Annotated in this window: 18 protein-coding genes; 6 read left to right on the top strand and 12 right to left on the bottom strand. The window is 51.1% G+C overall.

The annotated features are described in order from the left end of the window. Window positions 1–43: 43 nt before the first annotated feature. Genes yidC through rpmH form a run of 4 tightly spaced genes read right to left on the bottom strand, consistent with a single transcriptional unit; the run spans window position 44 to window position 2,406 of the window. Window positions 44–1,669, bottom strand: a complete 1,626-nt coding sequence (gene yidC / locus ON072_RS15075) for a membrane protein insertase YidC (RefSeq protein WP_274626088.1) — start codon at window positions 1,667–1,669, stop codon at window positions 44–46. Between the two features lie 3 nt (window positions 1,670–1,672). Continuing rightward, complete coding sequence (gene yidD, locus ON072_RS15070) at window positions 1,673–1,927, bottom strand: membrane protein insertion efficiency factor YidD (RefSeq protein WP_081737191.1); 255 nt, start codon at window positions 1,925–1,927, stop codon at window positions 1,673–1,675. Further along, a complete protein-coding gene (gene rnpA / locus ON072_RS15065) occupies window positions 1,894–2,250 on the bottom strand; it encodes a ribonuclease P protein component (protein WP_025889662.1) in 357 nt (118 codons plus the stop codon). The genes yidD and rnpA overlap by 34 nt, the downstream gene beginning before the upstream one ends. Window positions 2,251–2,268: 18 nt before the next feature. Next, on the bottom strand, window positions 2,269–2,406 hold the full coding sequence (gene rpmH, locus ON072_RS15060) for a 50S ribosomal protein L34 (protein ID WP_011758135.1): 138 nt from the start codon (window positions 2,404–2,406) through the stop codon (window positions 2,269–2,271). Between the two features lie 440 nt (window positions 2,407–2,846). Here rpmH and dnaA point away from each other — a divergent pair, with 440 nt between their 5' ends. The 5 genes from dnaA to ON072_RS15035 all read left to right on the top strand — a co-directional run bounded on the left by dnaA (window position 2,847) and on the right by ON072_RS15035 (window position 10,064). After that, the gene (gene dnaA, locus ON072_RS15055; protein ID WP_025011718.1) at window positions 2,847–4,235 is read left to right on the top strand and encodes a chromosomal replication initiator protein DnaA; all 1,389 of its coding nucleotides are present in this window, start codon (window positions 2,847–2,849) and stop codon (window positions 4,233–4,235) included. A gap of 15 nt (window positions 4,236–4,250) precedes the next feature. Beyond that, window positions 4,251–5,351 (top strand): DNA polymerase III subunit beta, encoded by a 1,101-nt coding sequence (gene dnaN, locus ON072_RS15050; protein ID WP_274626087.1) that lies wholly within the window; start codon window positions 4,251–4,253, stop codon window positions 5,349–5,351. A gap of 19 nt (window positions 5,352–5,370) precedes the next feature. Then, window positions 5,371–6,453 carry a DNA replication/repair protein RecF gene (recF, locus tag ON072_RS15045; protein WP_062793861.1) on the top strand — a complete coding sequence of 361 codons (1,083 nt, stop codon included), beginning with the start codon at window positions 5,371–5,373 and terminating at the stop codon, window positions 6,451–6,453. Window positions 6,454–6,469: 16 nt separating this feature from the next. Continuing rightward, the gene (gene gyrB, locus ON072_RS15040) at window positions 6,470–8,887 is read left to right on the top strand and encodes a DNA topoisomerase (ATP-hydrolyzing) subunit B (protein ID WP_208142333.1); all 2,418 of its coding nucleotides are present in this window, start codon (window positions 6,470–6,472) and stop codon (window positions 8,885–8,887) included. A gap of 133 nt (window positions 8,888–9,020) precedes the next feature. Next, entirely contained in the window at window positions 9,021–10,064 is a 1,044-nt protein-coding gene (locus tag ON072_RS15035) for an HDOD domain-containing protein (RefSeq protein WP_109248284.1), read from the top strand. A 54-nt stretch (window positions 10,065–10,118) separates the two neighbouring features. Here the strand turns inward: ON072_RS15035 and glyS are convergent, their stop codons facing one another. Both glyS and glyQ read right to left on the bottom strand, forming a co-directional pair. Further along, window positions 10,119–12,188: a glycine--tRNA ligase subunit beta gene (glyS, locus tag ON072_RS15030; protein ID WP_261753214.1), complete on the bottom strand. Its 2,070-nt coding sequence runs from the start codon at window positions 12,186–12,188 to the stop codon at window positions 10,119–10,121. Window positions 12,189–12,198: 10 nt separating this feature from the next. Next, window positions 12,199–13,104 carry a glycine--tRNA ligase subunit alpha gene (gene glyQ / locus ON072_RS15025; RefSeq protein ID WP_028780936.1) on the bottom strand — a complete coding sequence of 302 codons (906 nt, stop codon included), beginning with the start codon at window positions 13,102–13,104 and terminating at the stop codon, window positions 12,199–12,201. A 109-nt stretch (window positions 13,105–13,213) separates the two neighbouring features. On the opposite strand from glyQ, the gene ON072_RS15020 reads away from it, so the two are divergent. Continuing rightward, window positions 13,214–13,777 (top strand): DNA-3-methyladenine glycosylase I, encoded by a 564-nt coding sequence (locus ON072_RS15020; protein ID WP_025011835.1) that lies wholly within the window; start codon window positions 13,214–13,216, stop codon window positions 13,775–13,777. A 401-nt stretch (window positions 13,778–14,178) separates the two neighbouring features. On the opposite strand, the gene ON072_RS15015 is transcribed toward ON072_RS15020, so the two are convergent. The 6 genes from ON072_RS15015 to fadB all read right to left on the bottom strand — a co-directional run bounded on the left by ON072_RS15015 (window position 14,179) and on the right by fadB (window position 22,983). After that, window positions 14,179–17,355, bottom strand: a complete 3,177-nt coding sequence (locus tag ON072_RS15015; protein ID WP_144380354.1) for an amidohydrolase family protein — start codon at window positions 17,353–17,355, stop codon at window positions 14,179–14,181. Between the two features lie 100 nt (window positions 17,356–17,455). Further along, on the bottom strand, window positions 17,456–17,926 hold the full coding sequence (locus tag ON072_RS15010) for an MOSC domain-containing protein (RefSeq protein ID WP_115389544.1): 471 nt from the start codon (window positions 17,924–17,926) through the stop codon (window positions 17,456–17,458). A 27-nt stretch (window positions 17,927–17,953) separates the two neighbouring features. After that, window positions 17,954–18,199: a sulfurtransferase TusA gene (gene tusA, locus ON072_RS15005; RefSeq protein WP_025011832.1), complete on the bottom strand. Its 246-nt coding sequence runs from the start codon at window positions 18,197–18,199 to the stop codon at window positions 17,954–17,956. Between the two features lie 122 nt (window positions 18,200–18,321). Then, complete coding sequence (locus tag ON072_RS15000; RefSeq protein ID WP_044735607.1) at window positions 18,322–19,449, bottom strand: diguanylate cyclase domain-containing protein; 1,128 nt, start codon at window positions 19,447–19,449, stop codon at window positions 18,322–18,324. 198 nt (window positions 19,450–19,647) lie between these two features. Further along, window positions 19,648–20,811: an acetyl-CoA C-acyltransferase FadA gene (fadA, locus tag ON072_RS14995; protein ID WP_044735608.1), complete on the bottom strand. Its 1,164-nt coding sequence runs from the start codon at window positions 20,809–20,811 to the stop codon at window positions 19,648–19,650. 21 nt (window positions 20,812–20,832) lie between these two features. Further along, a complete protein-coding gene (fadB, locus tag ON072_RS14990) occupies window positions 20,833–22,983 on the bottom strand; it encodes a fatty acid oxidation complex subunit alpha FadB (RefSeq protein WP_261753215.1) in 2,151 nt (716 codons plus the stop codon). Window positions 22,984–23,213: the final 230 nt, after the last annotated feature.

The following is a 23,213-nucleotide window of genomic DNA, read 5'->3' as shown; positions in this document are numbered from 1 at the left end:
GGCGACCCTTAGGCCGCCTTTGATCATTTGACCCGAAATCGGCTTATTTTAAGCCTTTTTTCTCCAGGCCGGCATAGATAATCTTCTGCTGGATAATGGCAACTATGTTACCCACCAACCAGTAGAGTACCAGACCGGATGGGAACCAGAGGAAGAACACGGTAAAGATTACCGGCATCCATTGCATCATCTTCTGCTGCATAGGATCCATGGTCGGTGCCATTGGCTGCATTTTTTGCATCAGGAACATGGAAATACCCATCAGCAGCGGCAGAATGTAGTAAGGATCCTGTACCGACAGATCGTCAATCCACAGCATGAACGGCGCATGACGCAGTTCAACACCTTCCATCAGTACCCAGTAAAGGGCAATAAAGATAGGCATTTGCAGCAAGATAGGCAGACAGCCACCCATAGGGTTCACTTTTTCCTTCTTGTACAACTCCATCATGGCCTGGCCCATCTTCTGGCGATCATCACCGAATTTGTCCTTCAGCTCCTGCAGTTTGGGTTGCAGGTTACGCATTTTGGCCATGGAGGTGTATTGCGCCTTGGTCAGCGGGAACAGAATACCGCGCACCGTCAGGGTGATCAGTATGATGGCCAAGCCCCAGTTACCCACTATTGACTGGAAGAACATCAGCAGCTTGTAGATAGGTACAGCCAGCCACCAGAGGAAGCCATAATCTACAACCAGGTTAAGGGTATCAGACAGCTCGGACAGGGCGGCTTGATCCTTTGGACCTACGTAGAAGTCGGCGCTCAGGGTCATTTCAGTGCCCGGGGCTACTGTCTTTGGCTCACCCAGGTAGCCAATGTTGGCGGTTCCTGAGCTCTCTCTGGTGAATATGGTGTTGGTTTCATTCTTTGGTGGAACCCAGGCTGACACAAAGTAGTGTTGCAGCATGGCGGCCCAGCCACCTTTGGTTTCCTTCTCCAGATCCTTTTCCTGGATATCGTCAAACTTGTACTTCTCGTAGCGGATATCGGCAGTTGAGAAGGCGGCACCACGATAGGTAGGCATCATCATGCTGCTGTCTGAAGGTTTGATGGTCTGTTTAATCTGACCGTACATCTGAACCTGCAGCGGCTCAGAAGTGGTGTTGTCAATTTTGTATTCAACTCCCACGGCAAACTGGCCTTTGTGGAAGGTGTAGATCTTGGTGTACTTGGCGCCGTTTGCTGCGGTGTAACTCAAAGGAACTGACAGTGTATCCTGGCCATCGGCAAGGGTGAATTCCTTGGCACTGGCAGAATAGGTGGCACGGCTATTGACACTGTCAGTACCGCCGGTGCCCATCAGGCCACTCTGGGCTATGTAAACAAAACCGGGTTTCTGTTCCAACAGGACAAACGGTTCATCTTTGTTCAGTTCCAGTTTGTGAGAAACCAGAGCAGCATGCACTATGTCACCACCGACAGGGTTGATCAGTACATCCAGTTGATCTGTGGTGACCCTGATAAGATCTTTGGACGCCACGGCCGTTTCTCCTGGCATGCCTGATTTGGCAACCGGAACGTCAGCGCTGTGAGTTGTCTCTTGAACGGAAGTGGCAACTGTATTTTCAGTTACAGCGGGTTTGGGTGCTTTATCGGTTTGCCACTGTTGCCACAGCAAGAAGCTGACAAACAGCAGGCCGATAAGCAGTAAATTGCGTTGAGATTCCATAGCCTATTTATTACACCTGTCATTTTTAGGGGGGACGGGATCACTGCCGCCCGGATGTAAAGGGTGACATTTTAATATGCGTTTGATTGCAAACCAACTCCCTTTAATCGTTCCGTGCACTCGCACAGCTTCTATGGCGTAGTGAGAGCAGGTTGGATTAAAGCGACAGCGAGGCCCCAGCAGTGGGCTGATAAGGAGTTGATAGGCTCTGATAGCCTTGATTATCAGCCATTGAAACGGCGACTGAGTTTGCGCCATAACTTTTCTACCAGCTTTCTGAGCTGTTCATTATCCATATCCAGCACACCGCCGCGAACCAGCACCACTATGTCCAGTGGAGGTAAATCATGTTGATTAAGGCGGAAGCTATCTCGGATCACCCGCTTGATGCGATTGCGTTGATTGGCTCTCTTTACATGGCGTTTGGCCACAGTAAGTCCAAGACGCGGATGTTGCATCTCATTGGGTACAGCAAGCAGGGTTATTTCAGCTGAGGAGGCTTTAATGGGATTGGTAAATACAGTTTTGAATTGCGCGGGAGTTAGCAAGCGTAACTCCCGCGTAAAGGTGTAACGAGTCACCTAGTTGTCTACTCGCAATTAAGCAGACAGACGAGCGCGACCTTTGGCACGGCGACGAGCCAGTACCTTACGGCCGTTCGCTGTAGCCATACGAGCGCGGAAGCCGTGAGAACGCTTGCGCTTCAGGTTGCTAGGTTGAAAAGTACGTTTACTCATGATGGCAATCCGTCTTTGTTAGTGAATTTACCTTATCTCTCGTACGAGGTAAGGGCAAAAAAGAGGCCGAATTGTAATCACTTTAGTCAGAGCAGTCAACACGCGCAGCCCTTCTCAAGGTAATTTATCTCGGCATTTTCGCGATCTGTAGAGCAGAGTTCACCACAGGATGTGGATAACTCTGTGTACGGACACTACATCTTGTGGATCCATTGATCTCTTGGCAGATCGGCGGTCGCTGATTATAGATCAGGGTGGATCGCTTTATAAAGCGGGATTTTAACCGCTTCACCAAATAGTGGATCTTGGTGGATCGATCCGGATCCGGTGGATCTGATGATTGGGATCCGGCTGGGGATAATTACACTTAAAGGATAGCGATTATTCAGATCTCACTATAGAATACCCTCCTTTCGAGGCGATCTTTTGGGGATAAGTAAGTGGCGGTTTCACTTTGGCAACAATGTATCGGACGACTGCAAGATGAGCTTTCTGCTCAACAATTCAGTATGTGGATCAGACCGTTACAGGCCGAAATGGATGGGGATACCCTGGTGATCTATGCACCAAACCGGTTCGTGCTTGATTGGGTTCGGGATAAATATCTCAACATTATCAATCAGTTTTTTACTGAGCATTTGGGCAATGATGCGCCAAAACTCAGGTTTGATATCGGTAGTCGTCCGTCGGCCAAGCCCCAAGTTCAGACCCCAACTGCGACCAAGGCCTCTGTCAGTGCCCCCAAGAGTGCGGCCGGTAAAGGTGCAACCTTTAATACTGCCGCTGAACCGGCCGTAAACCACAGCTATCGCAGCAATATTAACCCCACTTACCAATTCGACAACTTTGTTGAAGGTAAGTCCAACCAACTGGGTAAGGCGGCCGCATTGCAGGTGGCTGAAAACCCGGGTGGTGCCTATAACCCTCTGTTTCTATATGGCGGTACCGGTCTGGGTAAGACTCACCTACTGCACGCCGTAGGCAACGGCATTATTAAGAATAATCCCAATGCCAAAGTGGTCTATATGCACTCAGAGCGTTTTGTGCAGGACATGGTCAAGGCGTTGCAGAACAATGCTATCGAAGACTTCAAGCGTTACTACCGTAGTGTAGATGCCCTGTTTATCGATGACATTCAGTTCTTTGCCAATAAAGACAGATCCCAGGAAGAGTTTTTCCACACCTTTAATGCCTTGCTTGAGGGCAATCACCAGATCATTTTGACATCGGATCGTTATCCGAAAGAGATCGACGGCGTGGAAGATCGGCTCAAGTCGCGCTTTGGCTGGGGTCTTACCGTGGCCATCGAGCCGCCTGAGCTGGAAACCCGGGTCGCCATTTTGATGCGCAAGGCGCAGGAGAGTGGGATCAATTTGCCGGATGAAGTGGCCTTCTTCATCGCCAAGCGTTTGCGCTCCAACGTGCGTGAACTGGAAGGGGCATTGAACCGGGTTATCGCCAATGCCAACTTTACCGGTCGGCCAATAACCATTGATTTTGTGCGCGAAGCCTTGCGTGACCTCTTGGCTCTGCAGGAAAAATTAGTCACTATAGACAACATTCAGAAAACAGTGGCTGAATACTACAAGATCAAGATGGCCGATATGCTGTCCAAGCGCCGTTCCCGCAGTGTGGCGAGACCGAGGCAGATGGCCATGGCGTTATCTAAAGAATTAACCAATCAGAGCTTACCTGAGATAGGGGATGCTTTTGGTGGTCGTGACCATACAACTGTGTTGCATGCCTGCCGCAAGATTGCACAGCTGCGGGAAGAGAGTCACGACATTAAAGAAGATTATGCCAACTTGATTAGAACCTTATCTTCTTAATCAGGGAACAGGACCATGAAATTTTCGATCGATAGGGATGCCCTATTAAAGCCGCTCCAGTTGGTCAGTGGCGCGGTGGAAAGACGCCATAACTTGCCCATTTTGGCAAACCTCCTGGTGGAAGTAAGTAATTACTCACTCAAGATGACGGGTACAGATCTTGAGGTGGAATTGGTCGGCAGTGCCGAGGTCAGTGGCGAAGTGCAGGAAGGTCGCACCACAGTGCCGGCCAAGAAACTGCTCGATATCGTCAAGTCACTGCCTGAGCAGAGCGAAATCAAAATCGAACAGCAGGAAAACAAGTGGCTGCTTCGCAGCGGTCGCAGCCGTTTCTCGTTGGCGACGCTACCGGCGGAAGAATACCCCAATGTCGAGAGTTTCCAGCCCGCCATCGAATTTAACCTCAAGCAGGGCACACTCAAGTCACTGATAGATGCTACTCAGTTTTCCATGGCTAACCAGGATGTGCGTTACTATCTCAACGGTTTGCTGCTGGAAACCGAGGGTAATGTACTGCGCGCCATTGCAACAGACGGCCACCGCTTAGCTCTGAGTCACAGAGAAATAGCAGCCTCTTTGCCGGAAAATCAGGTGATCGTGCCTCGTAAAGGGGTGATGGAGCTGGCTCGCCTACTGGACAGTGAAGATCAGGATATCCATATTGCCATTGGTGATAACGCCATTCGTGCTACCACAGCCAGCGCCGTGTTCACCAGTAAGCTGGTGGATGGTCGCTTCCCGGATTATCGCCGGGTATTGCCCAAAGGCGGCGACAAGATAGTGCTGGCCAGTCGCAATCAGCTTAAGCAAGCACTATTGCGGGCTTCTATTCTGTCCAATGAGAAATTCCGTGGTGTCAGGGTGCAGCTGGAAAATGCGCTGCTCAAGATCACCGCCAATAACCCGGAGCAGGAAGAAGCCGAAGAGATCATCGATGTGGATTACGCCGGTCAGCCGCTCGAAATCGGCTTCAACGTCTCTTATCTGCTGGATGTGCTCAATGGTCTCAAGGCCGATGAAGTGAGGATCACCCTCAGTGACGGTAACTCCAGTGCTTTGATTGAAAACCACGTCGAGGAAGACTCCATGTACGTGGTGATGCCGATGCGCCTCTAGGGGCGACTTTGGGCCATAAATGAGTCTAACTCGTCTCAATATCCAAGCTTTTCGTAATATCGATTCAGCCCAACTGCTCCCCGGCACTGGGCTGAATCTTATTTACGGCCAAAATGGCAGTGGCAAAACCAGTGTCCTGGAGGCGATTTACTTTCTGGGGATGGGGCGCTCGTTTCGCAGTCATCTGTCTCAGAGGGTGATCAATAACCAACAGGATCAGTTGACCCTGTTTGCCAATTTGAGCCTGCCCTCCGGTGACAGTAAGTTGGGGCTGCGGCGGTTTCGCAGTGGCGAAACCGAGGTCAGAATGGATGGCGAGAAGATAAAACGCCTGTCTGTGCTGGCCGACACCCTGCCTATTCAGGTGATAACCCCAGAGAGCTTTTCACTGTTGTTTGAAGGCCCCAAGGCCAGGCGCCAGTTTATCGATTGGGGCGCGTTTCATTGCGATCCCCAGTTTTATCAGGCCTGGGTCAATGTAAGGCGGATCCTCAAGCAACGTAATCAATTACTTAAGGACGGTGCAGCCTACCAGCAAATCGCATACTGGGACCGGGATTTTATCCGTTATACCGAGTTGGTCACCGAGATACGAAAGGCATATGTAGACTCGTTAAATGAGCTACTTAAGGGTATAATCGGGGAGTTTTTACCACAGGTTGATATCAAGGTTTCCTTTACCCGTGGTTGGGATAGTAAAACTGAGTTTTCGACCCTGTTACAGGCGTCTTATTCCCGGGATCTATCCATGGGGCACACCGTCAGTGGCCCCCATAAAGCCGACTTGAGACTCAGAGTGGGTAATCTACCCGCTCAGGATGCTTTGTCCCGTGGTCAGCTGAAGTTGTTGGTGTGTGCACTGCGAATAGCACAAGGAAAGTTGCTTAAACAACAAATAGATAAGAATAGTATCTATCTGGTCGACGATCTGCCGTCAGAGTTGGATGCGAAACACAGGAAGTTATTGCTGCGGCAGTTGAGCGAAACCGGGGCGCAAGTGTTTGTCACTGCGATTGACCCGGCAGCAATATCAGATTCATTAAGCACGCCCCCAAGCCGGATTTTTCAGGTGGAACAGGGGCGGGTAACGGTCATTGAATAACCGATGAGAGAATAATATGTCAGAGAACAGTTACGATTCTTCGAGTATCAAGGTCCTTAAGGGCCTTGATGCGGTACGTAAAAGACCTGGGATGTATATTGGTGATACCGACGATGGCACGGGTCTGCATCACATGGTATTCGAAGTCGTCGATAACTCTATCGATGAAGCTTTGGCGGGCCACTGCAGTGACATAGTGATCACCATCCATGTTGATGGCTCTGTATCTGTCAAAGATGATGGTCGTGGTATTCCGGTCGCCATTCACCCTGAAGAAGGGGTATCGGCTGCTCAGGTTATTATGACAGTGCTGCACGCCGGCGGTAAGTTCGACGACAACTCCTATAAAGTTTCCGGTGGTTTGCACGGTGTGGGTGTGTCAGTGGTTAACGCCCTGTCGGAAAAGCTGCAGTTGACCATTCGCCGCGATGGCAAGGTTTATGAGCAGTTCTACAAGCACGGTGAGCCGCAAGAGCCTATCAAGGAAATCGGTGAAGCAACCAAGACAGGTACTGAAATTCGTTTCTGGCCCAGCCATGAAACCTTTACTGATACCGAGTTTCACTATGAGCTGCTGGCCAAACGTATTCGCGAGCTTTCATTCCTGAACTCAGGCGTGGGTATCCGTCTTATTGACGAGCGCGACAACAAAGATGAGTTTTTCCACTATGAGGGCGGTATCAAGGCCTTCGTAGAGTACCTGAACCGTAACAAGACTCCGGTGAATAAGGATGTATTCCACTTCTCCCAAGAGCGGGAAGATGGCATCACTGTTGAAGTAGCCATGCAGTGGAATGACGGTTTCCAGGAAAGCATTTTCTGTTTTACCAACAACATTCCCCAGCGTGATGGTGGTACTCACCTGGCAGGTTTCCGGGCGGCATTGACCCGTAACCTGAACAACTACATGGAGAATGAGGGCTTCAACAAGAAGGGCAAGACCAACGCCACAGGTGATGACGCCCGTGAAGGCCTGACAGCTGTGGTTTCTGTGAAGGTTCCTGACCCCAAGTTCAGCTCCCAAACCAAAGACAAGCTGGTTTCCAGTGAGGTCAAAGGCGCCGTGGAACAGACCATGGGTGAGAAGCTGAATGACTATCTGCTGGAAAACCCAGCCGATGCCAAGATGATTGTTGGCAAGATTATCGACGCTGCCCGCGCCCGTGAAGCGGCCCGTAAAGCCCGCGAGATGACCCGTCGTAAAGGTGCCCTGGATTTGGGTGGTTTACCGGGTAAATTGGCGGACTGTCAGGAAAAAGACCCTGGTCTTTCTGAAATCTACATAGTGGAGGGTGATTCGGCCGGCGGTAGTGCCAAACAGGGCCGAAACAGAAAGAACCAGGCTATTTTGCCACTCAAGGGTAAAATTCTTAACGTAGAGAAGGCCCGCTTCGACAAGATGCTGTCTTCTCAGGAAGTGGCGACTCTTATCACTGCCCTTGGCTGCGGTATCGGCCGTGATGAATATGATCCGGAAAAAACCCGTTACCACTACATCATCATCATGACGGATGCTGACGTCGACGGCTCGCACATTCGTACGCTGCTGTTGACCTTCTTCTTCCGTCAGATGCCTGAGCTGATTGAGCGTGGCTTTGTTTATATTGCCCAGCCTCCTTTGTTCAAAGTGAAAAAAGGCAAGCAGGAGCAGTATCTAAAAGATGAGCCGGCATTGACTGAATACTTGACCACTCAGGCTCTTGATGGCGGCTGCATCTATCCGTCCAAGGATGCTCCGGCCATGTCAGGTGAAGGCCTCGAGCGTCTGGTTAATCAGTATCGCGAAGTGGAAGCCATTATTGAGCGTTTGGAAAAGCGTTACCCAACCAATGTGACCAACCGCATGCTGTATCGTCCACGGGTGACCGCCGAAATGCTGGCCGATGAGGCCGCTATGGCCACTTGGTGCAAAGGCCTGCTGCAGGATCTTGAAGATGAAGAGAATGGCGGCGTTATCTACAAGATGGAAACCGTGCTGGATCCAGAGCGTAAGGTGTATCTGCCGCAGCTCATTGTGCGCAAACACGGTATAGATACCCATTATCTGTTTGGTTATGACTTCTTCCATTCCAGCGATTATGAGCGTATCGCCAAGCTGGGTGAGCAGATCTGTGATCTGATTGAAGACGGCGGCTATGTTAAACGCGGTGAGCGGGTCAAAGAGGTCAGCAGTTTTGTTGAAGCACTTGACTGGCTGATTGCTGAGTCCAAGCGCGGCCTTTATATTCAGCGCTATAAAGGACTGGGTGAAATGAACCCCGAGCAGCTATGGGAAACCACCATGGATCCCGAGAGCCGCCGCATGTTGCAGGTCACCATTGAAGATGCGATAGCTGCCGATCAGCTGTTTACCACTCTGATGGGCGATCAGGTTGAGCCAAGACGTGACTTTATCGAAGCCAACGCGCTCAACGTGGCTAACCTCGACGTTTAATCAAACAGCTCGTTGTCTTTAAAAGGAAGGCCTCAGGCCTTCCTTTTTTATTGGGTGTTTACCGCGTTAACTTTAGGAAATAGCGATTATACTGAACCATCTGGGGTGGAATAATTGCGCAGGAAATCAAGTGATAGGAATCTTCAGGAAACTGTTTAATGTCAGGGAAAACGTTGAAGTAGAGCGGCCAAAAAGCTTCAACGAAGCTCCGCCCAATATTCAGCATGAGCAGCAAATCTTGAGCCGCTCGCGGGAGACTGAGGCTGACGAACTGGTGGCTGCCGTCGATGCTACTGCACTGTTTTACAGTTTACTGTTCTCCGTCAGCAGCCAGAATAGCGGTGGCGTTGCCAATAAACTCGAAAAGCGAGTCATGAGCGACATTGAGCAGGCACTGGCCTCACCGCAGCAGATTGCCGATTCTGTACTGCAGATCCCTGGTCGTATACTGGAGCTGGACAACAAACTCAGCGATCCAGAATTTGATAGTCAGGATATAGTGGTACTGATTCAGCAAGATCCCGTATTGAGTGCCGAGGTGATCCGCATCTGTAACTCGGCGGCTTTTCGCCGCAGCGAGCGGCAGATAACCAGTCTCCAGCAGGCTCTGGTTCAACTGGGCAGCAACAGACTAAGACGGATAGTGACTACCTGCATGATGAAAGAGATGATAGATATCAAACCCATCTACTTTCGCCGTTTTGGGGCCCATTTGTGGCGCCATTCACTACAGGTGGCTTTCCTGGCCGGAGAGCTGGAAACCGAAGAACCGGATACAGCTTTTATGGTGGGGCTGCTGCACGATGTTGGCAAGATAGCCATCTTCAAGCTGTTGCTCGATGCTTTCAATCAGGCCGACCCTGGCGAGCAGCCCAAGTCCTGGCTGTTCCGTCAGGTGATGACGGCGCGCTCCTTGTCATTGAGTAGCCTGCTGGTGAGTTGCTGGCAGTTACCCAAGGCATTTGAGATTGTACTGCAACCTCTGGCCAATGTCGGTGCCAAGCCGGAAAATCGTTTAAGCCAGCTGATTTGGCAAGCCAATCTGATCAGTGAATGCTCTATGCTGGTGGAAGAGGATAAGTTTCCCCCGGAATTGCTGGATGCCTTGTTGAAGGAAGCCAATATCAGCCGGGAAATGTTTGAACAGTGGCATCAGAAACTGCTTGAAATAAAATGAAAAAACGCGCCTTTCGGCGCGTTTTTTAGCTGTTTGGCATCACTGCAACTGCCATCACTGCAACAGTGATATATCGGCCACTCGCAGGAACTGATTCCGCAGCTGGTTCAGCAGTGCCAGACGATTGCGGCGCAGCGCCTCATCGTCGGCCATTACCATCACATCTTCAAAGAAGGTATCTACCGGCTCTTTCAGCGTCGATAGCAGGGTCAATCCCTGTTGATATTCCCCTTTGGCAAACAAGGGCTCAAGTTGTGGCTGAAGTAAGCTCAGAACTTGATTCAGGGCCTTCTCGGCATCTTCCTGCAGCAGGGCAGTATCGACTTCGCTTGGTAATTCACCTTCAACCTTGGCGAGAATATTGGAAACCCGCTTGTTGGCTGCGGCCAGAGAGGCGGCTTGCTCCAGGCTGCGGAAATGGCTGACGGCCTGGATACGGCTGTCAAAGTCGGCCGGACGAGTCGGCCGACGGGCCAGAACCGCCAGAATCACATCGGTACTGATGCCTTTATCCTGATACCAGGCGCGGAAACGGCCCATCAGAAATTCCAGCACCTCTTCGGCGCAGTGCTGATTGCTGAGGTTGCTGCCGTGAGCCTTAATGGCGCAGCCAATCAGTTCGACCAGATCCAGTGGCAGTTTGTTCTCAACAATGATCCTCAGTACACCTATGGCCGCGCGGCGCAGGGCAAAGGGGTCGGCAGCGCCTTTAGGAGCCTGGCCGATACCGAATATCCCGGTCAGGGTATCCAGCTTCTCTGCCAGTGCAACGGCGCAGGATACCGGCGCTGTAGGCACAGTATCACCGGAGAACTTGGGCTTGTACTGTTCTTCCAATGCCAGTGCAACGGCTTCGGTTTCCCCTTCGAGGCGCGCGTAATGCATACCCATGGTGCCTTGGGTGTCGGTAAATTCCATAACCATATTGGTCATCAAATCGGCCTTGGACAACAGACCGGCCCGCTTGGCATCGGCTTGGTTGGCATCGATTTTGGCCGCAATGGCTTCGGCCACACAGGAGATGCGCTCCACTCTGTCTTTAAGGGTGCCCAATTGCTTCTGGAATACCACGGTTTCCAGGCTGGCAATGCGGGACTCGAGTGATTGCTTTTTATCTGTGTTAAAGAAGAATTCGGCATCGGCCAGGCGAGGGCGGACAACTTTCTCATTCCCGGCTATGATTTGCGCCGGATCTTTGGACTCAATATTGGTCACAAAGATGAAGTTGGGCATCAGCTTATTGTTGCCATCAAATACCGGGAAGTATTTCTGATCGCCTTTCATTGTGTAGACCAGAGCCTCGGCGGGCACCTGCAAAAACTTCTCTTCGAAAGCCGCTGTCAGTACCACAGGCCATTCAACCAAGGAGGCGACTTCTTCAAGCAGTTCGTCGGCGATATCGGCACGGCCACCCAACTCGGCAGCGGCTTTTTCGGCGTCTGTCTTGATGATATCCATTCTGGCCTGATAGTCGGCAATCACCTTGCCGCGCTCTTTCAAGCTGCTGAGGTAGTTGTCGGCATGATCCAGCTCGAAGCTGGCTTCGCCCATAAAGCGGTGACCACGAATGGTACGTGCGGAGGTGATACCCAACAGCTCACCGGCAACCAGCTTGTCACCCAACAACATGGTAACTGTATGCACGGGGCGAATAAATTGAGTCTTGTTGCTGCCCCAGCGCATAGGCTTGGGGATAGGCAGCTTATCCAGGGCGCGCTGGGCCATGGCCGGGATCAGGCTTTCAGTGGTCACACCTTCAACCTTGGCGCGGTGCAGCAGCCATTCCCCCTTGTCTGTCACCAGACGCTCGGCTTCGGCAACGCTGATACCATTGCCGCGGGCCCAGCCTTCGGCGGCCTTGGTTGGCTTGCCGTCGGCATCAAAGGCCGAGCTGACCGCTGGGCCTCTTTTCTCAACCACTTTATCCTGTTGTGCCAGGGCCAGTTGCTCTATGTAGAGCGCCAAACGGCGCGGAGCGGCATACCAGTGTGCCTTGCTATAGCTGAGTTCGGCCTTGTCCAGCTCTTCGCAGAAGTTGTTTACAAAAGACTCTGCCAGAGTGCGCAAAGCTTTTGGTGGCAGCTCTTCGGTACCTATCTCTATGAGTAAGTTGTCAAAATTCATTAGTTCTACCTCATTTGCACATTGGGAAGCCCAGGGCTTCACGCGCCTGGTAATAAGCTTCGGCTACCGCCTTGGCCATGGTGCGCACCCGCAGGATGTAGCGCTGACGCTCGGTCACAGAGATGGCGTGACGGGCATCGAGCAGATTGAAGGCGTGTGAGGCCTTCATCACTTGCTCATAAGCGGGCAGAGGCAGAGGTTTTTCCAGTGAAAGCAGGTGCTGACAGGTTTTTTCGCACTGATCGAACAGACCGAACAGGAAGTCGACATCGGCATGTTCAAAGTTGTAGGTCGACTGCTCCACTTCGTTTTGGTGGAACACGTCACCATAGGTGATCCTTCCCATTGGGCCGTCGGTCCACACCAGATCATAGACGCTGTCTACGCCTTGAATATACATGGCAAGACGTTCTAGACCATAGGTGATTTCGCCGGTTACCGGGCTACATTCGAGGCCACCAACCTGTTGGAAATAGGTGAACTGGCTGACTTCCATACCGTTGAGCCAAACTTCCCAGCCCAGGCCCCAAGCACCCAGGGTAGGTGATTCCCAGTTGTCTTCAACGAAACGGATATCATGGATACTTGGGTCTACACCCAGGGCTTGCAGTGAGCCTAGGTACAACTCCTGAATATTATCCGGTGAAGGTTTCAATACGACCTGAAACTGATAGTAGTGCTGAAGACGGTTGGGGTTTTCACCATAGCGGCCATCGGTAGGGCGGCGCGATGGTTGGACATACGCGCTGCTCATCGGCTCTGGGCCCAATGAACGCAAAAAGGTTTGTGGATGGAAGGTGCCGGCACCGACCTCCATGTCCAGGGGTTGAACTATGGCGCAACCTTGCTGCGCCCAGTATTCTTGCAGGGTTAAGATAAAACCCTGGAATGTCTTCACGTCGTGTTTCGTCGTCATATCTACTGCTGTCAGCTATTAATAGAAAATGGTTTCGATTATACCTTGTCGATATAGGCTTATGTAGGTTATTTTTTATCGGATTTAACGATTTAAGGGATTTTGAGTAATGGATATAGTTCGTTGTGGCTGGGTGACTGATGATCCTCTCTATCAGGAATATCACGACAAGGTATGGGGAAGGCCGGTTTACGATGCCAAAGAACTGTTTGCCAAGCTCTGTCTCGATGGTCAGCAGGCTGGTTTGTCGTGGCTGACCATTCTCAAAAAGCAGGCCAACTATGAACGCGCCTTTGCCGGGTTTGATCCCCAAGTCATTGCCGGGTTCGACCAAGCCAAGATAGAGGAATTGCTACAAGACCCAGGGATAGTGCGCAATCGAGCTAAGGTGAATTCCATAGTTCGAAACGCCAAGGCATATCTGGCATTTGTGGAACAAGGTAATGATTTTTCAGAATTTCTTTGGGGTTTTGTCGGCGGGGTACCCAAAGTGAATCGCTTTGAAACCCTGACTCAGGTTCCGGCTCAAACACCAGAGTCGGAGGCTATGTCCAAGGCGCTGAAAAAACTGGGGTTTAACTTCTGTGGCCCGACAATTTGCTATGCCTTTATGCAGGCTGTAGGCATGGTCAACGATCATCTGTTGGATTGCTGTTGTTATCCCCATGATTAAATTTTCCCGGCGTCGCCGTTTTTTGCTGCTACTGTTCAGTTCTGGTCCGGGGCCAGGGCCCTTTGCGACGATAATCTATCTGCCATTGTGCATGTTATTCTGGATGTTTATCGCATTTGCCTTGGGTCGATTATTGACGCTTAGTGATGGCGTTAGTGTGTTTATTGGAGCGCTATTTACATTGCCAACTCTGGCGCTGGTGAACTTGTGGGCCGTTCGGGTGGGTGATACTTTACTGCGACTCAGCTTTGGCAAACAAGCCATCATGCCTACACTCATCCGTTTCCTGTTGCCGGCGCTTGTTAGCTACCTACTGTTATCTTTGGCACTGCTACTGCTTATAAAATAAAAGGATGTTCCACGTGGAACATCCTTCCGTATTTACGTTGGGCTTAATCCTTTTAAATCTCTTCAAAGAAGAAGGGCTGGCGCTGCTTCTTATCACCATTGAGTTGATTCATGGTTTCGGCATCATAGAGTTTGCCATTGACCATAGTATGAGTGACCCTGTCTGTGACCCTAATATCCTCTAGCGGGTTACCGTCGATAACAATAAGGTCGGCTAATTTGCCCGGCGTTATCGAACCAAGTTGATGGTCCATAGCGAAGGTCTTGGCGGGATAAAGCGTTGCCGTCTTCAGCACTTCCATATTGCTCATACCGCCCTGGGCAAACATCCACATCTCCCAATGAGCAGCCAAGCCTTCGCGCTGACCATGGGCACCAATGTTGGGATGAATCCCCAATTGATTCACCTCATTGGCGACTCTGGCCACATTGAAGTGGTTGTAATGTTCATCCGGTGCGGTAGGCCTTCTCATGGAGCGAGCCCGCAACAGATCGGCTGGAACATATTTTGACAATCGTGGATGAGCCCAGACATCAGTCTTGTCGTACCAATAGTTTTCACCCGAAATGCCGCCATAGGCCACTACCAGGGTGGGGGTGTAACCCACTTGGGTTTGGCTCCAGAACTGCTTAATGTCGTCGTAGATTGCTGCAGCCGGCAGGGAATGTTCCACTGTGGTGTGGCCATCGGCAATCATGGTGAGATTATGCTGCAGCAGGCTTCCTCCCTCTGGAACCACCATCATCTCCAGTTCTCTGGCAGCGGCTATGACTTGTTGACGCTGATTGCGTCTGGGTTGGTTATAGCTCTTGACGCTGAAAGCGCCGACTTTTTTAAGTCGTTCGAGGTGGAATTTGGCATCATCCAATGAGTCTATGTGGCTGGTGTAGCCAGGTAAGTTGGCACCATAGAGTATGGTGCCGGTAGAGAAGATCCGCGGACCAACAATCTTTCCGGCTTTTTGTTGCTCGCTGGCAGCAAAAATTTCTGTAGTGTCATTGGAGGGATCATGGATGCTGGTAACCCCCAAGGCCAAGCCGGCATATAGCTGCCAGTTCTGCTGGGGGATGATTTCGCTTTCACCTTGAGCGCCATGGGCATGGGCGTCAAACAGACCCGGCATCAGTGTCTTACCTGAAATATCCACTAGCATGGCATCATTCGGAATTTCCATGTCGGCTTCACCCACGGCTTGGATATGGTTATCTTTCACCAGCACCACACCCTTATCTATGACCCTATCATTCTCCATTGTGATGATCTTACCGCCGACGAAAGCGATTGTTCCACGTGGAACATCCATCTCTGTCTGAAAACCAATCTTAGTAACTTGGACCTTGTCCTTAGCATTCTTCTCTTGATAGTCGTTATTCAGGCTCACTTGATAGAGTTCTGGGCCAAGGGTCCAATAGAGTTGATCGCTGTTGGCGCCCCAACTGATACTCTCACCGGCGCGGGTACTGAGCTGTGTTACCGGCAAATTAGTCGCCTTAGGCCCGATATCAACGGTTTCACCATGCTTGGCGAAGGGGGTGACCCAAACCCGGAAACGCTCGGCAAATGCGAGTTGCTTACCATCGGGAGATACCCTGAATTCTGTGGCGTGTTTGCTGGTGTAGTGTACCCGCTTATCGAAACCACTAAGCGATATCGAGGCTAGCTGCGGCGTTTCACCACTCTCCATAAAGTAGACTCTGTTATTGTCGGCACCAAACTGTGGTTGGAAGCCCTGAGCTGAGAGTTTCTTTAGTCCTTTACCATTGCTGTCAACCAAGTAGAGCCCGGGATCCTGACTCCAGGTTTTGGGGGTAATATAGCCACCCGCAATTTTACGAAACACCACCTTTTTGCCATCGGGAGAGAAGGTGGGCTCGATATATTTCCCCGGCTCTTGGGTAAGTGTTGTGGTTTTTCCTCCTCGGGCACTGATGGTTCTAACGCTGCCTTGTTGCTGATCATTCCATGTGGTAAACACCACACGCTTACCGTCACGGGACCATTGAGGGAATAACTCTTCCAACTGTTCATCCAAACGGGTCAGGCGCTTCGGTTTGCCGTCCGGCAGCTGTTTTATCCAGATTTTTCCCAGAGCTTCGTAGATGACTTTGGTTCCATCTGGCGACACCTGAGCCATGCGCAGCATTTTGACATCCAGTTGTTGCTGATCTATATCCTGCTTAAAGCGCACCGCCGGTTGCACAGCAAGCTCTGTGGTGACATTGAATGGGATCTCTGCCGTTTGCTTGGAAGCCAATTCGAGTTTGTGGATTTTGCCTTTTGCCCAGAAATAGATCTCTGCACTATCTGGACTCCAGGCCATAGTGGGATAGACACCGTGTATCGCCCAGGTTTCCTGCATGTCTCTGTCAAGGTTGCCATAGAGCTTTTGCTCTTTACCGGAAGCCAGATCCAACAGGTATAAGGTTGACTGAAAACCGTCGCGTTTGATATAGGCCAACTGTTTACCATCCGGGCTCGGAGTAGGCCTGATAGCACCACCTGTGCCTTCGATAAGCACTTCGATATCCCCGGTTTGGGTATCGTAGCGCTTTATCTTGTATATGCCTTTGACCGAGTCTTTGGAGTAGTGAAAGGTCTTGCCTGGGGTGGCATCTTGGCTGAAGTAGATATATCGGCCGTCAGGGGAATAGGCGGGTTCACCCAAATCTTTCTGATCATTTGGCCGCTCGGTGAGTTTAACTCCTTCGCCACCGGCAATATGATAAAGCCAGACTTCCCCGGCTCCTAGACTGCGACTGGCTGTGAAGTGCTTTCGCGCCACCAGATACTGGGAGTCTGGGCTCCAGGCCGGGCTGTTGAGTAGGCGGAATGTTTCATTGGTTACCGGACGCGGATTACTGCCGTCAGCATTCATTACCCAGATGTTGTCGCCGCCATCTTGATCCGATGTAAAGGCAATGTATTTTCCATCTGGGCTGTAGACAGGTTGCATCTGCCAGGCTATGCCTTGTGCCAGAGGTTTGGCTTCGCCGCCCTGAGCGGGAATTCTGTAGATGTCACCCAGCAGATCAAAAACCAGATATTTGCCATCTGGACTCAGGCTCAGATTCATCCAGGTACCTTCAGATACCTGAATTTTGGCTTGTTCAAGAGGAGCGTTCAGCGGGGCATTGACATCCCACTTGGGGGCTTGATCGTCACTGAATGCCGAAGCTGAAAAGAGCAATGAAACAGCTGTGTACAGAGGGGTTAGTTTAGGTCTCAACATGACAGCGGCCTTATTTTAGTTATCGGTTACCGACTGTCTGTTATCTCACAAATTTGTTAACAGTAAAACCTCAATACTGTATCAATTGGTTTTACATTTTTTATAAGTCTAAGTTGCGATTTGGCCAGCTATCGAGTAACTGAACCGGGTCCTGAGGTCTGATTTTTCCCGGATTGATCACTTTGGCGGTACAGCCACCACGCCAAGCAGGCGTTAATGCTGCTTCCAACCCAGGGTGTGCTCGCTCCATTTTGCCGCAGGGGTCTGTTTCTCCGGTAAGTTCAAGAACCAGTTGCTCACCAATTTTCAGGTATTTACCCACCAATTCAGGTGCAAACTCCAGACCATCCAGCAGCAAGTTGGCTCTGCGGCTCGTCCAGGGAAGCTCTGTCTGCAATTGAGCACAGGCTTGTTGCCACTGTTGTTGAGACAACAGCGTCACCTGACGCTTTCCCGGTTTACCGAAAACGTCGCCCTCTACACCTTGAGCCAAACTGACTTCGGCATAAGGCAATAAATCCATTGGGGCGTTTCTTTGCTTTTTATGGGCGATAGCGAGCAGGGTAATCATAGGTTCCTTCCTGATGGAGTGAGTTAATTAGAGGCCCTTCTTAATCAAATATTGATAAGGCAGGTTATCCGTTTGACTGGCCACCAAGGTGTGGTCCATAAACTGGCAAAAGCTGGGAATATCTCTGGTGGTAGCCGGATCATCGGCGATGATGAGTAGCGTTTCTCCTTCGGCCATATGACGGACTTTTTTACGAACCATCATGACAGGTTCCGGACACCTCAAACCTAAAGCATCCAGTTGATGTTGGGCACTGGCGAAGACCTGACTCATATAACCTCTTACAACGAGAACAACAGAAGTGGCTAATATTACTCCAAGGCAGCGGTCAAACCAAGTTGGCAGCTATTTTTTGTGCTCTACCGCATTGTTCCACGTGGAACATAGTTCTGTGCTTAATCCAACTCTGAGCTCTTAACTGTATCTTCGGCCTCCGGATCTCCGCCGGTTTCTGCTGTCGTATTCTGCTTGCGGGAACGCTTATAGGCATACATGCGCTCGTCGGCCAGATGGATTAATGCCATGGGCTCCATATATTCATCGGGACCGGTTTCAGCAATGCCGACACTAAGAGAAACCTCTTTGAGTGATTGTTGTAGATACTGCCTGAGTCGGTCGATAAATACTTCTCTGGCCTGATCTTCGCGGCAGTTGGGTAGTATGATGCAGAACTCATCTCCGCCATAACGGAAGCAGCAGTCCTCCAATCTGGCTGTATTTTTTATCGCATTGGCGACGGTGCAGAGAACTTCATCCCCTAGTCTATGGCCTTGGGTGTCATTGAAGTTTTTGAAGTCATCTATATCCATATAGATGGCGGAGACCGGCTCGGCTCTCCTTTGTGCCGCTCGGAGGATTCTGGTGGCTATTTCCTGCAGATGGCGCACGTTCAGTAGCCCAGTTAGGGGATCGGTTCGCGAAAGCTCCTCCAACTGTTGTGTTCTCTGCTTTACCTTGGTCTCCATGCTGAGAGCGTATTGCTCCGCCTTGTACTTAGCATTCTCTATTTCGGAAACCAGGCTGCGAATGTAAGTATCGAATACCAGGGTCACATCAAACAACATTAACTTGTCCAGGGCGACTCTCGCTTCCTGAAACTCTTGCTCCTTAGTCATGGATGTAGCCAATACTTCGTAGAGCAGCGACTTTAGAGTATGAACCGCCGACAAGTAGAGTTTGGGCTCCACACCGATACGTTTATGTACCAAACCGATACGCAGACGGTTGTTAACATACTCAAGGTCATAAACACCACTAAATAAATCAATAACATACCTTCTTTGTGCCGTACGCAACCGAGCGAGAGTGTCTGAGTCGCCAATTAGAAGGGCTATTTCGGAAACACTGGTCTGTAATTGATAAAAACTGTCTACGACCCTGTCTATGTTGTGTTCGATAATGGGTTTGCAGGAAAGCAGAGCCTTGATGTCCTGACTGCCGAGATTAAAAAGAGATTTGCGGAAGTCAATTTCCAGCTCAGTGATCCGCATCTGCTCGAACAGTGTCTGTTCAGTCTGGAGCATGATGTTCTCTTCACCGTTATTAGTTACTGAAAGTAAAGATGAAGAATGGACTAAGAGCAAACTATCACGAGGGGGAATCTTGAGTATTTGACGGCAATAAAAAACCGCCGCTTGGCTTTAACTGACCAGGCAGCGGTTTTTGTTTGAGTTCGCTTGAAAGGGGCTGCTTTATACGCCCTCAGCCTTGGCGATATTTACTCAGACACGCTCAAACACAGTGGCAATACCTTGGCCGAGACCAATACACATGGTTGCCAGACCCAAGGTCGCGTCCTTACTCTCCATCAGATTGATCAAAGTGGTGGAGATACGGGCTCCCGAGCAACCCAGAGGGTGACCCAAAGCGATGGCACCACCGTTGAGGTTAACCTTCTCATCGACCAGCTCCATAAGACCCAGGTCTTTCACGCAAGGCAGAGATTGCGCGGCAAAGGCTTCATTCAGTTCAACCAGATCGATATCCGCTATGCTGAGGCCTGCGCGAGTCAGTGCCTTTTGTGTGGCTGGAACCGGGCCATAGCCCATGATTGATGGGTCACAACCGGCAACCGCCATCGACTTGATACGAGCTCGGATAGGCAGCCCCAGCGCCTTGGCTTTCTCTTCTTCCATCACCAGCATGGCCGATGCGCCATCGGACAGGGCCGAAGAGGTACCAGCGGTAACAGTGCCGTTGGCCGGGTCAAACACGGGACGCAGGCCCGCCAGTGATTCCATACTGGTTTCAGGGCGGATCACTTCGTCATAATCAATTTTGATCAAGGCACCATTGGCATCATGGCCTTCGATAGCCTGGATCTCTCTTGCAAAACGGCCTTCAACTGTGGCTGCATGCGCACGTTTGTGCGAGCGCACGGCAAACTCATCCTGCATTTCACGGCTGATACCGTGCATGCGACCGAGCATTTCCGCCGTCAGTCCCATCATACCGGCTGCTTTGGCAACCCGGGTTGCCAGGCCAGGGTGGAAGTCGACCCCATGACTCATGGGAACATGACCCATATGTTCAACACCACCAATGATGAAGGTGTCACCCATGCCAGTCATGATGGCCCTGGCTGCCTGGTGAATGGCTTCCATGGAGGAGCCACAGAGACGGTTTACGGTAACTGCGCCAACCTGCTTGGGGATACCCGCGAGCAGAGAGGCATTACGGGCGATATTAAAACCTTGCTCCAGAGTCTGCTGCACACAGCCCCAGATAACGTCTTCTATGGTGCCGGGATCCAACTGGGGGTTACGTACCAGCAGGGCTTTCATCAACTCGGCAGAGAGTGTCTCTGCACGAACATTTCTAAATACACCGGCCTTGGAACGGCCCATGGGTGTACGAATGCAATCTACGATAACTGCTTGTTTCATGGTTAAAATCCTTTCCGCAAATTAGGCCTGATAGTAAGAACCGTTGTTGGCTGCCAGTTCACGCATGCCATCGGTCACCTGGTAGAGTCCCCCCAGGTGGGCGTATTTGTCAGCCAGGACGACAAAGTTGGCAACGCCCATGGTATCCAGATAGCGGAACACACCGCCTCTGAATGGTGGGAAGCCAAGACCATATACCAGACCCATGTCGGCTTCGGCCGGGGTGGCGACTATGCCTTCTTCCAAGCAGCGTACGGTTTCAATAATCATGGGGATCATGGTGCGGGCGATGATTTCATCGCTGCTGAACTCTTTGAGTTCACCGAATTCGGTCTGCAGTAATTCGTAGCTGACAGGATCCTTGTCTTTCTTCGGCTTACCACGCTTATCCACAGAATACTGGTAGAAACCTTTACCGTTCTTCTGCCCCAGGCGCTCATGGCCAAACATGATATCTATGGCGTCTTTACCTGTTTTGCCCATACGGTCCGGGAAGCCTTCGGCCATGACGGCCTGGGCGTGATGGCCGGTATCCAAACCGACTACATCTAGCAGATAAGCCGGGCCCATAGGCCAACCAAACTGTTTCTCCATCACCTTGTCGACGGCGATAAAGTCTGCACCATCGGCCAGCAGGCCGTTAAAACCGGCGAAATAGGGGAAGAGTACCCGGTTAACGAAGAAGCCGGGGCAGTCGTTGACCACTATCGGCGTCTTACCCATCTTGCTGGCATAGGCCACTACAGAGGAGATGGTTTCTTCCGAGCTATGTTCGCCACGGATCACTTCCACCAGTGGCATCTTGTGCACGGGGTTGAAGAAGTGCATACCGCAGAAGCGGGAAGGGTCTTTCAGACTCTTGGCAAGCAGATTAATCGAGATGGTTGAGGTGTTGGACGCTATGATGGCATCGGCAGCCAGCTGCTGCTCTACTTCGGCCAGCACAGTCGCCTTAACCTTGGGATGTTCTACTACCGCTTCTACTACTATGTTGGCGTCTTTGACGGCGCTGTAGTCGAGCGATGGGGTGATGTTGTTGAGCACTTTGGCCATCTTTGCCGGGGTGGAGCGACCACGCTCTACCTGGGCCGTCAGTAGCTTGGCTGCTTCGTTAAGGCCGAGATCCAGCGCCTTCTGCGCTATGTCCTTCATAACAATCGGCGTACCCTTGCTGGCACTTTGGTAGGCGATACCGCCGCCCATAATGCCTGCGCCCAATACTGCAGCTTGTTCAATGTTTTTGGCTTGTTTGGCGGCCTTCTTGGCTTTGCCTTTGACCAGTTGGTCATTGAGGAAGATGCCGATCAGCGCCTTGGCCACATCAGTTTTGGCCAGTTGAATAAAGGCTTGATGCTCTACCAATAAGGCTTCTTCGCGCCCCAGACCGGCTGCCTTTTCCACAACGTTAACCGCCGCCATTGGTGCCGGATAGTGCTTGCCGGCAACGGAAAACACCATGCCCTTGGCTGTGGTGAACGACATCATGGCTTCCAGCTTGGGCAGTGTCAGTGGCGACTGTTTACGTTGACGGCGGCTCTGCCAGTCAAGTTTGCCAGCCAGCGCGTCCTGTAGCATCTGTAGTGCTGCGGCCTGGAGCTGCTCTGGAGCCACTACTGCGTCTACAGCGCCGACTTTGAGAGCGGCTTCCGGGCGTTGGTCTTTGCCTGTGGTGATCCACTCCAGTGCATTGTCTGCACCTATCACTCTGGGTAGGCGCACTGTGCCACCGAATCCCGGGATGATCCCCAGCTTGGTTTCCGGCAGGCCGATTCGGGCACTGGTGTCGGCAATGCGGAAGTCTGTGGCCAAAATGGTTTCGCAACCACCGCCCAGGGCAAAACCATTGATAGCAGAAGCAGTTGGGAAAGGCATGTCTTCCAGCTTGTTGAATACCGCATTGGCTTGCTGCAACCATGACAAGAGTACTTCATCTTCCTGGGCGAACAACCCAAGGAACTCAGTAATGTCGGCACCGACAATAAAGGCATCTTTGGCCGATGTCAGCAGCAGTGCCTTAACGCTGGATTCCGCTTTGATGGCGTCCAGTGCCTCATCCAGAGAGGTCAGGGTGGCGCGGTCGAATTTGTTTACCGATCCTTCGGCATTGAAGCAAAGGCGGGCGATATTATTCTCGAGTAACTCAACCTGAATCATCGAATTTCGGTAGATCATTGCTTGCATCCTTATTGCTTAGGAGTAGGGCAGCTCAGGCCATCATTTGACCAGTTGTTGCTCAGTGTGCTTCGAAAAAAGGAAAAATACAACACCCAATTTAAACGATCGTTTAATTGCTTGCCGGTTAGCTGCAAATTTCAGCTTTGTGATACACTGCACATTGGCTTTTGTTGTAACTGTGAACAGCTTCCAATAGCAAGGGGAACCTTGATTTCAGATAACAGGAA

Source organism: Shewanella sp. K8 (genome assembly GCF_028823715.1).
In the GTDB taxonomy this organism is placed as follows: domain Bacteria; phylum Pseudomonadota; class Gammaproteobacteria; order Enterobacterales; family Shewanellaceae; genus Shewanella; species Shewanella algae.
The sequence above is the reverse complement of the archived record's forward strand: the minus strand, read 5'-3'. Positions and strand labels throughout refer to the sequence as shown.

Bases quoted from the DNA above. Each gene is read 5' to 3' on its own strand.
- yidC (WP_274626088.1), bottom strand. From the start codon at position 1,669: ATGGAATCTCAACGCAATTTACTGCTTATCGGCCTGCTGTTTGTCAGC.
- yidD (WP_081737191.1), bottom strand. From the start codon at position 1,927: ATGGCGCAAACTCAGTCGCCGTTTCAATGGCTGATAATCAAGGCTATC.
- rpmH (WP_011758135.1), bottom strand. From the start codon at position 2,406: ATGAGTAAACGTACTTTTCAACCTAGCAACCTGAAGCGCAAGCGTTCT.
- dnaN (WP_274626087.1), top strand. From the start codon at position 4,251: ATGAAATTTTCGATCGATAGGGATGCCCTATTAAAGCCGCTCCAGTTG.
- recF (WP_062793861.1), top strand. From the start codon at position 5,371: ATGAGTCTAACTCGTCTCAATATCCAAGCTTTTCGTAATATCGATTCA.
- gyrB (WP_208142333.1), top strand. From the start codon at position 6,470: ATGTCAGAGAACAGTTACGATTCTTCGAGTATCAAGGTCCTTAAGGGC.
- glyS (WP_261753214.1), bottom strand. From the start codon at position 12,188: ATGAATTTTGACAACTTACTCATAGAGATAGGTACCGAAGAGCTGCCA.
- glyQ (WP_028780936.1), bottom strand. From the start codon at position 13,104: ATGACGACGAAACACGACGTGAAGACATTCCAGGGTTTTATCTTAACC.
- ON072_RS15020 (WP_025011835.1), top strand. From the start codon at position 13,214: ATGGATATAGTTCGTTGTGGCTGGGTGACTGATGATCCTCTCTATCAG.
- ON072_RS15015 (WP_144380354.1), bottom strand. From the start codon at position 17,355: ATGTTGAGACCTAAACTAACCCCTCTGTACACAGCTGTTTCATTGCTC.
- ON072_RS15010 (WP_115389544.1), bottom strand. From the start codon at position 17,926: ATGATTACCCTGCTCGCTATCGCCCATAAAAAGCAAAGAAACGCCCCA.
- tusA (WP_025011832.1), bottom strand. From the start codon at position 18,199: ATGAGTCAGGTCTTCGCCAGTGCCCAACATCAACTGGATGCTTTAGGT.
- ON072_RS15000 (WP_044735607.1), bottom strand. From the start codon at position 19,449: ATGCTCCAGACTGAACAGACACTGTTCGAGCAGATGCGGATCACTGAG.
- fadA (WP_044735608.1), bottom strand. From the start codon at position 20,811: ATGAAACAAGCAGTTATCGTAGATTGCATTCGTACACCCATGGGCCGT.
- fadB (WP_261753215.1), bottom strand. From the start codon at position 22,983: ATGATCTACCGAAATTCGATGATTCAGGTTGAGTTACTCGAGAATAAT.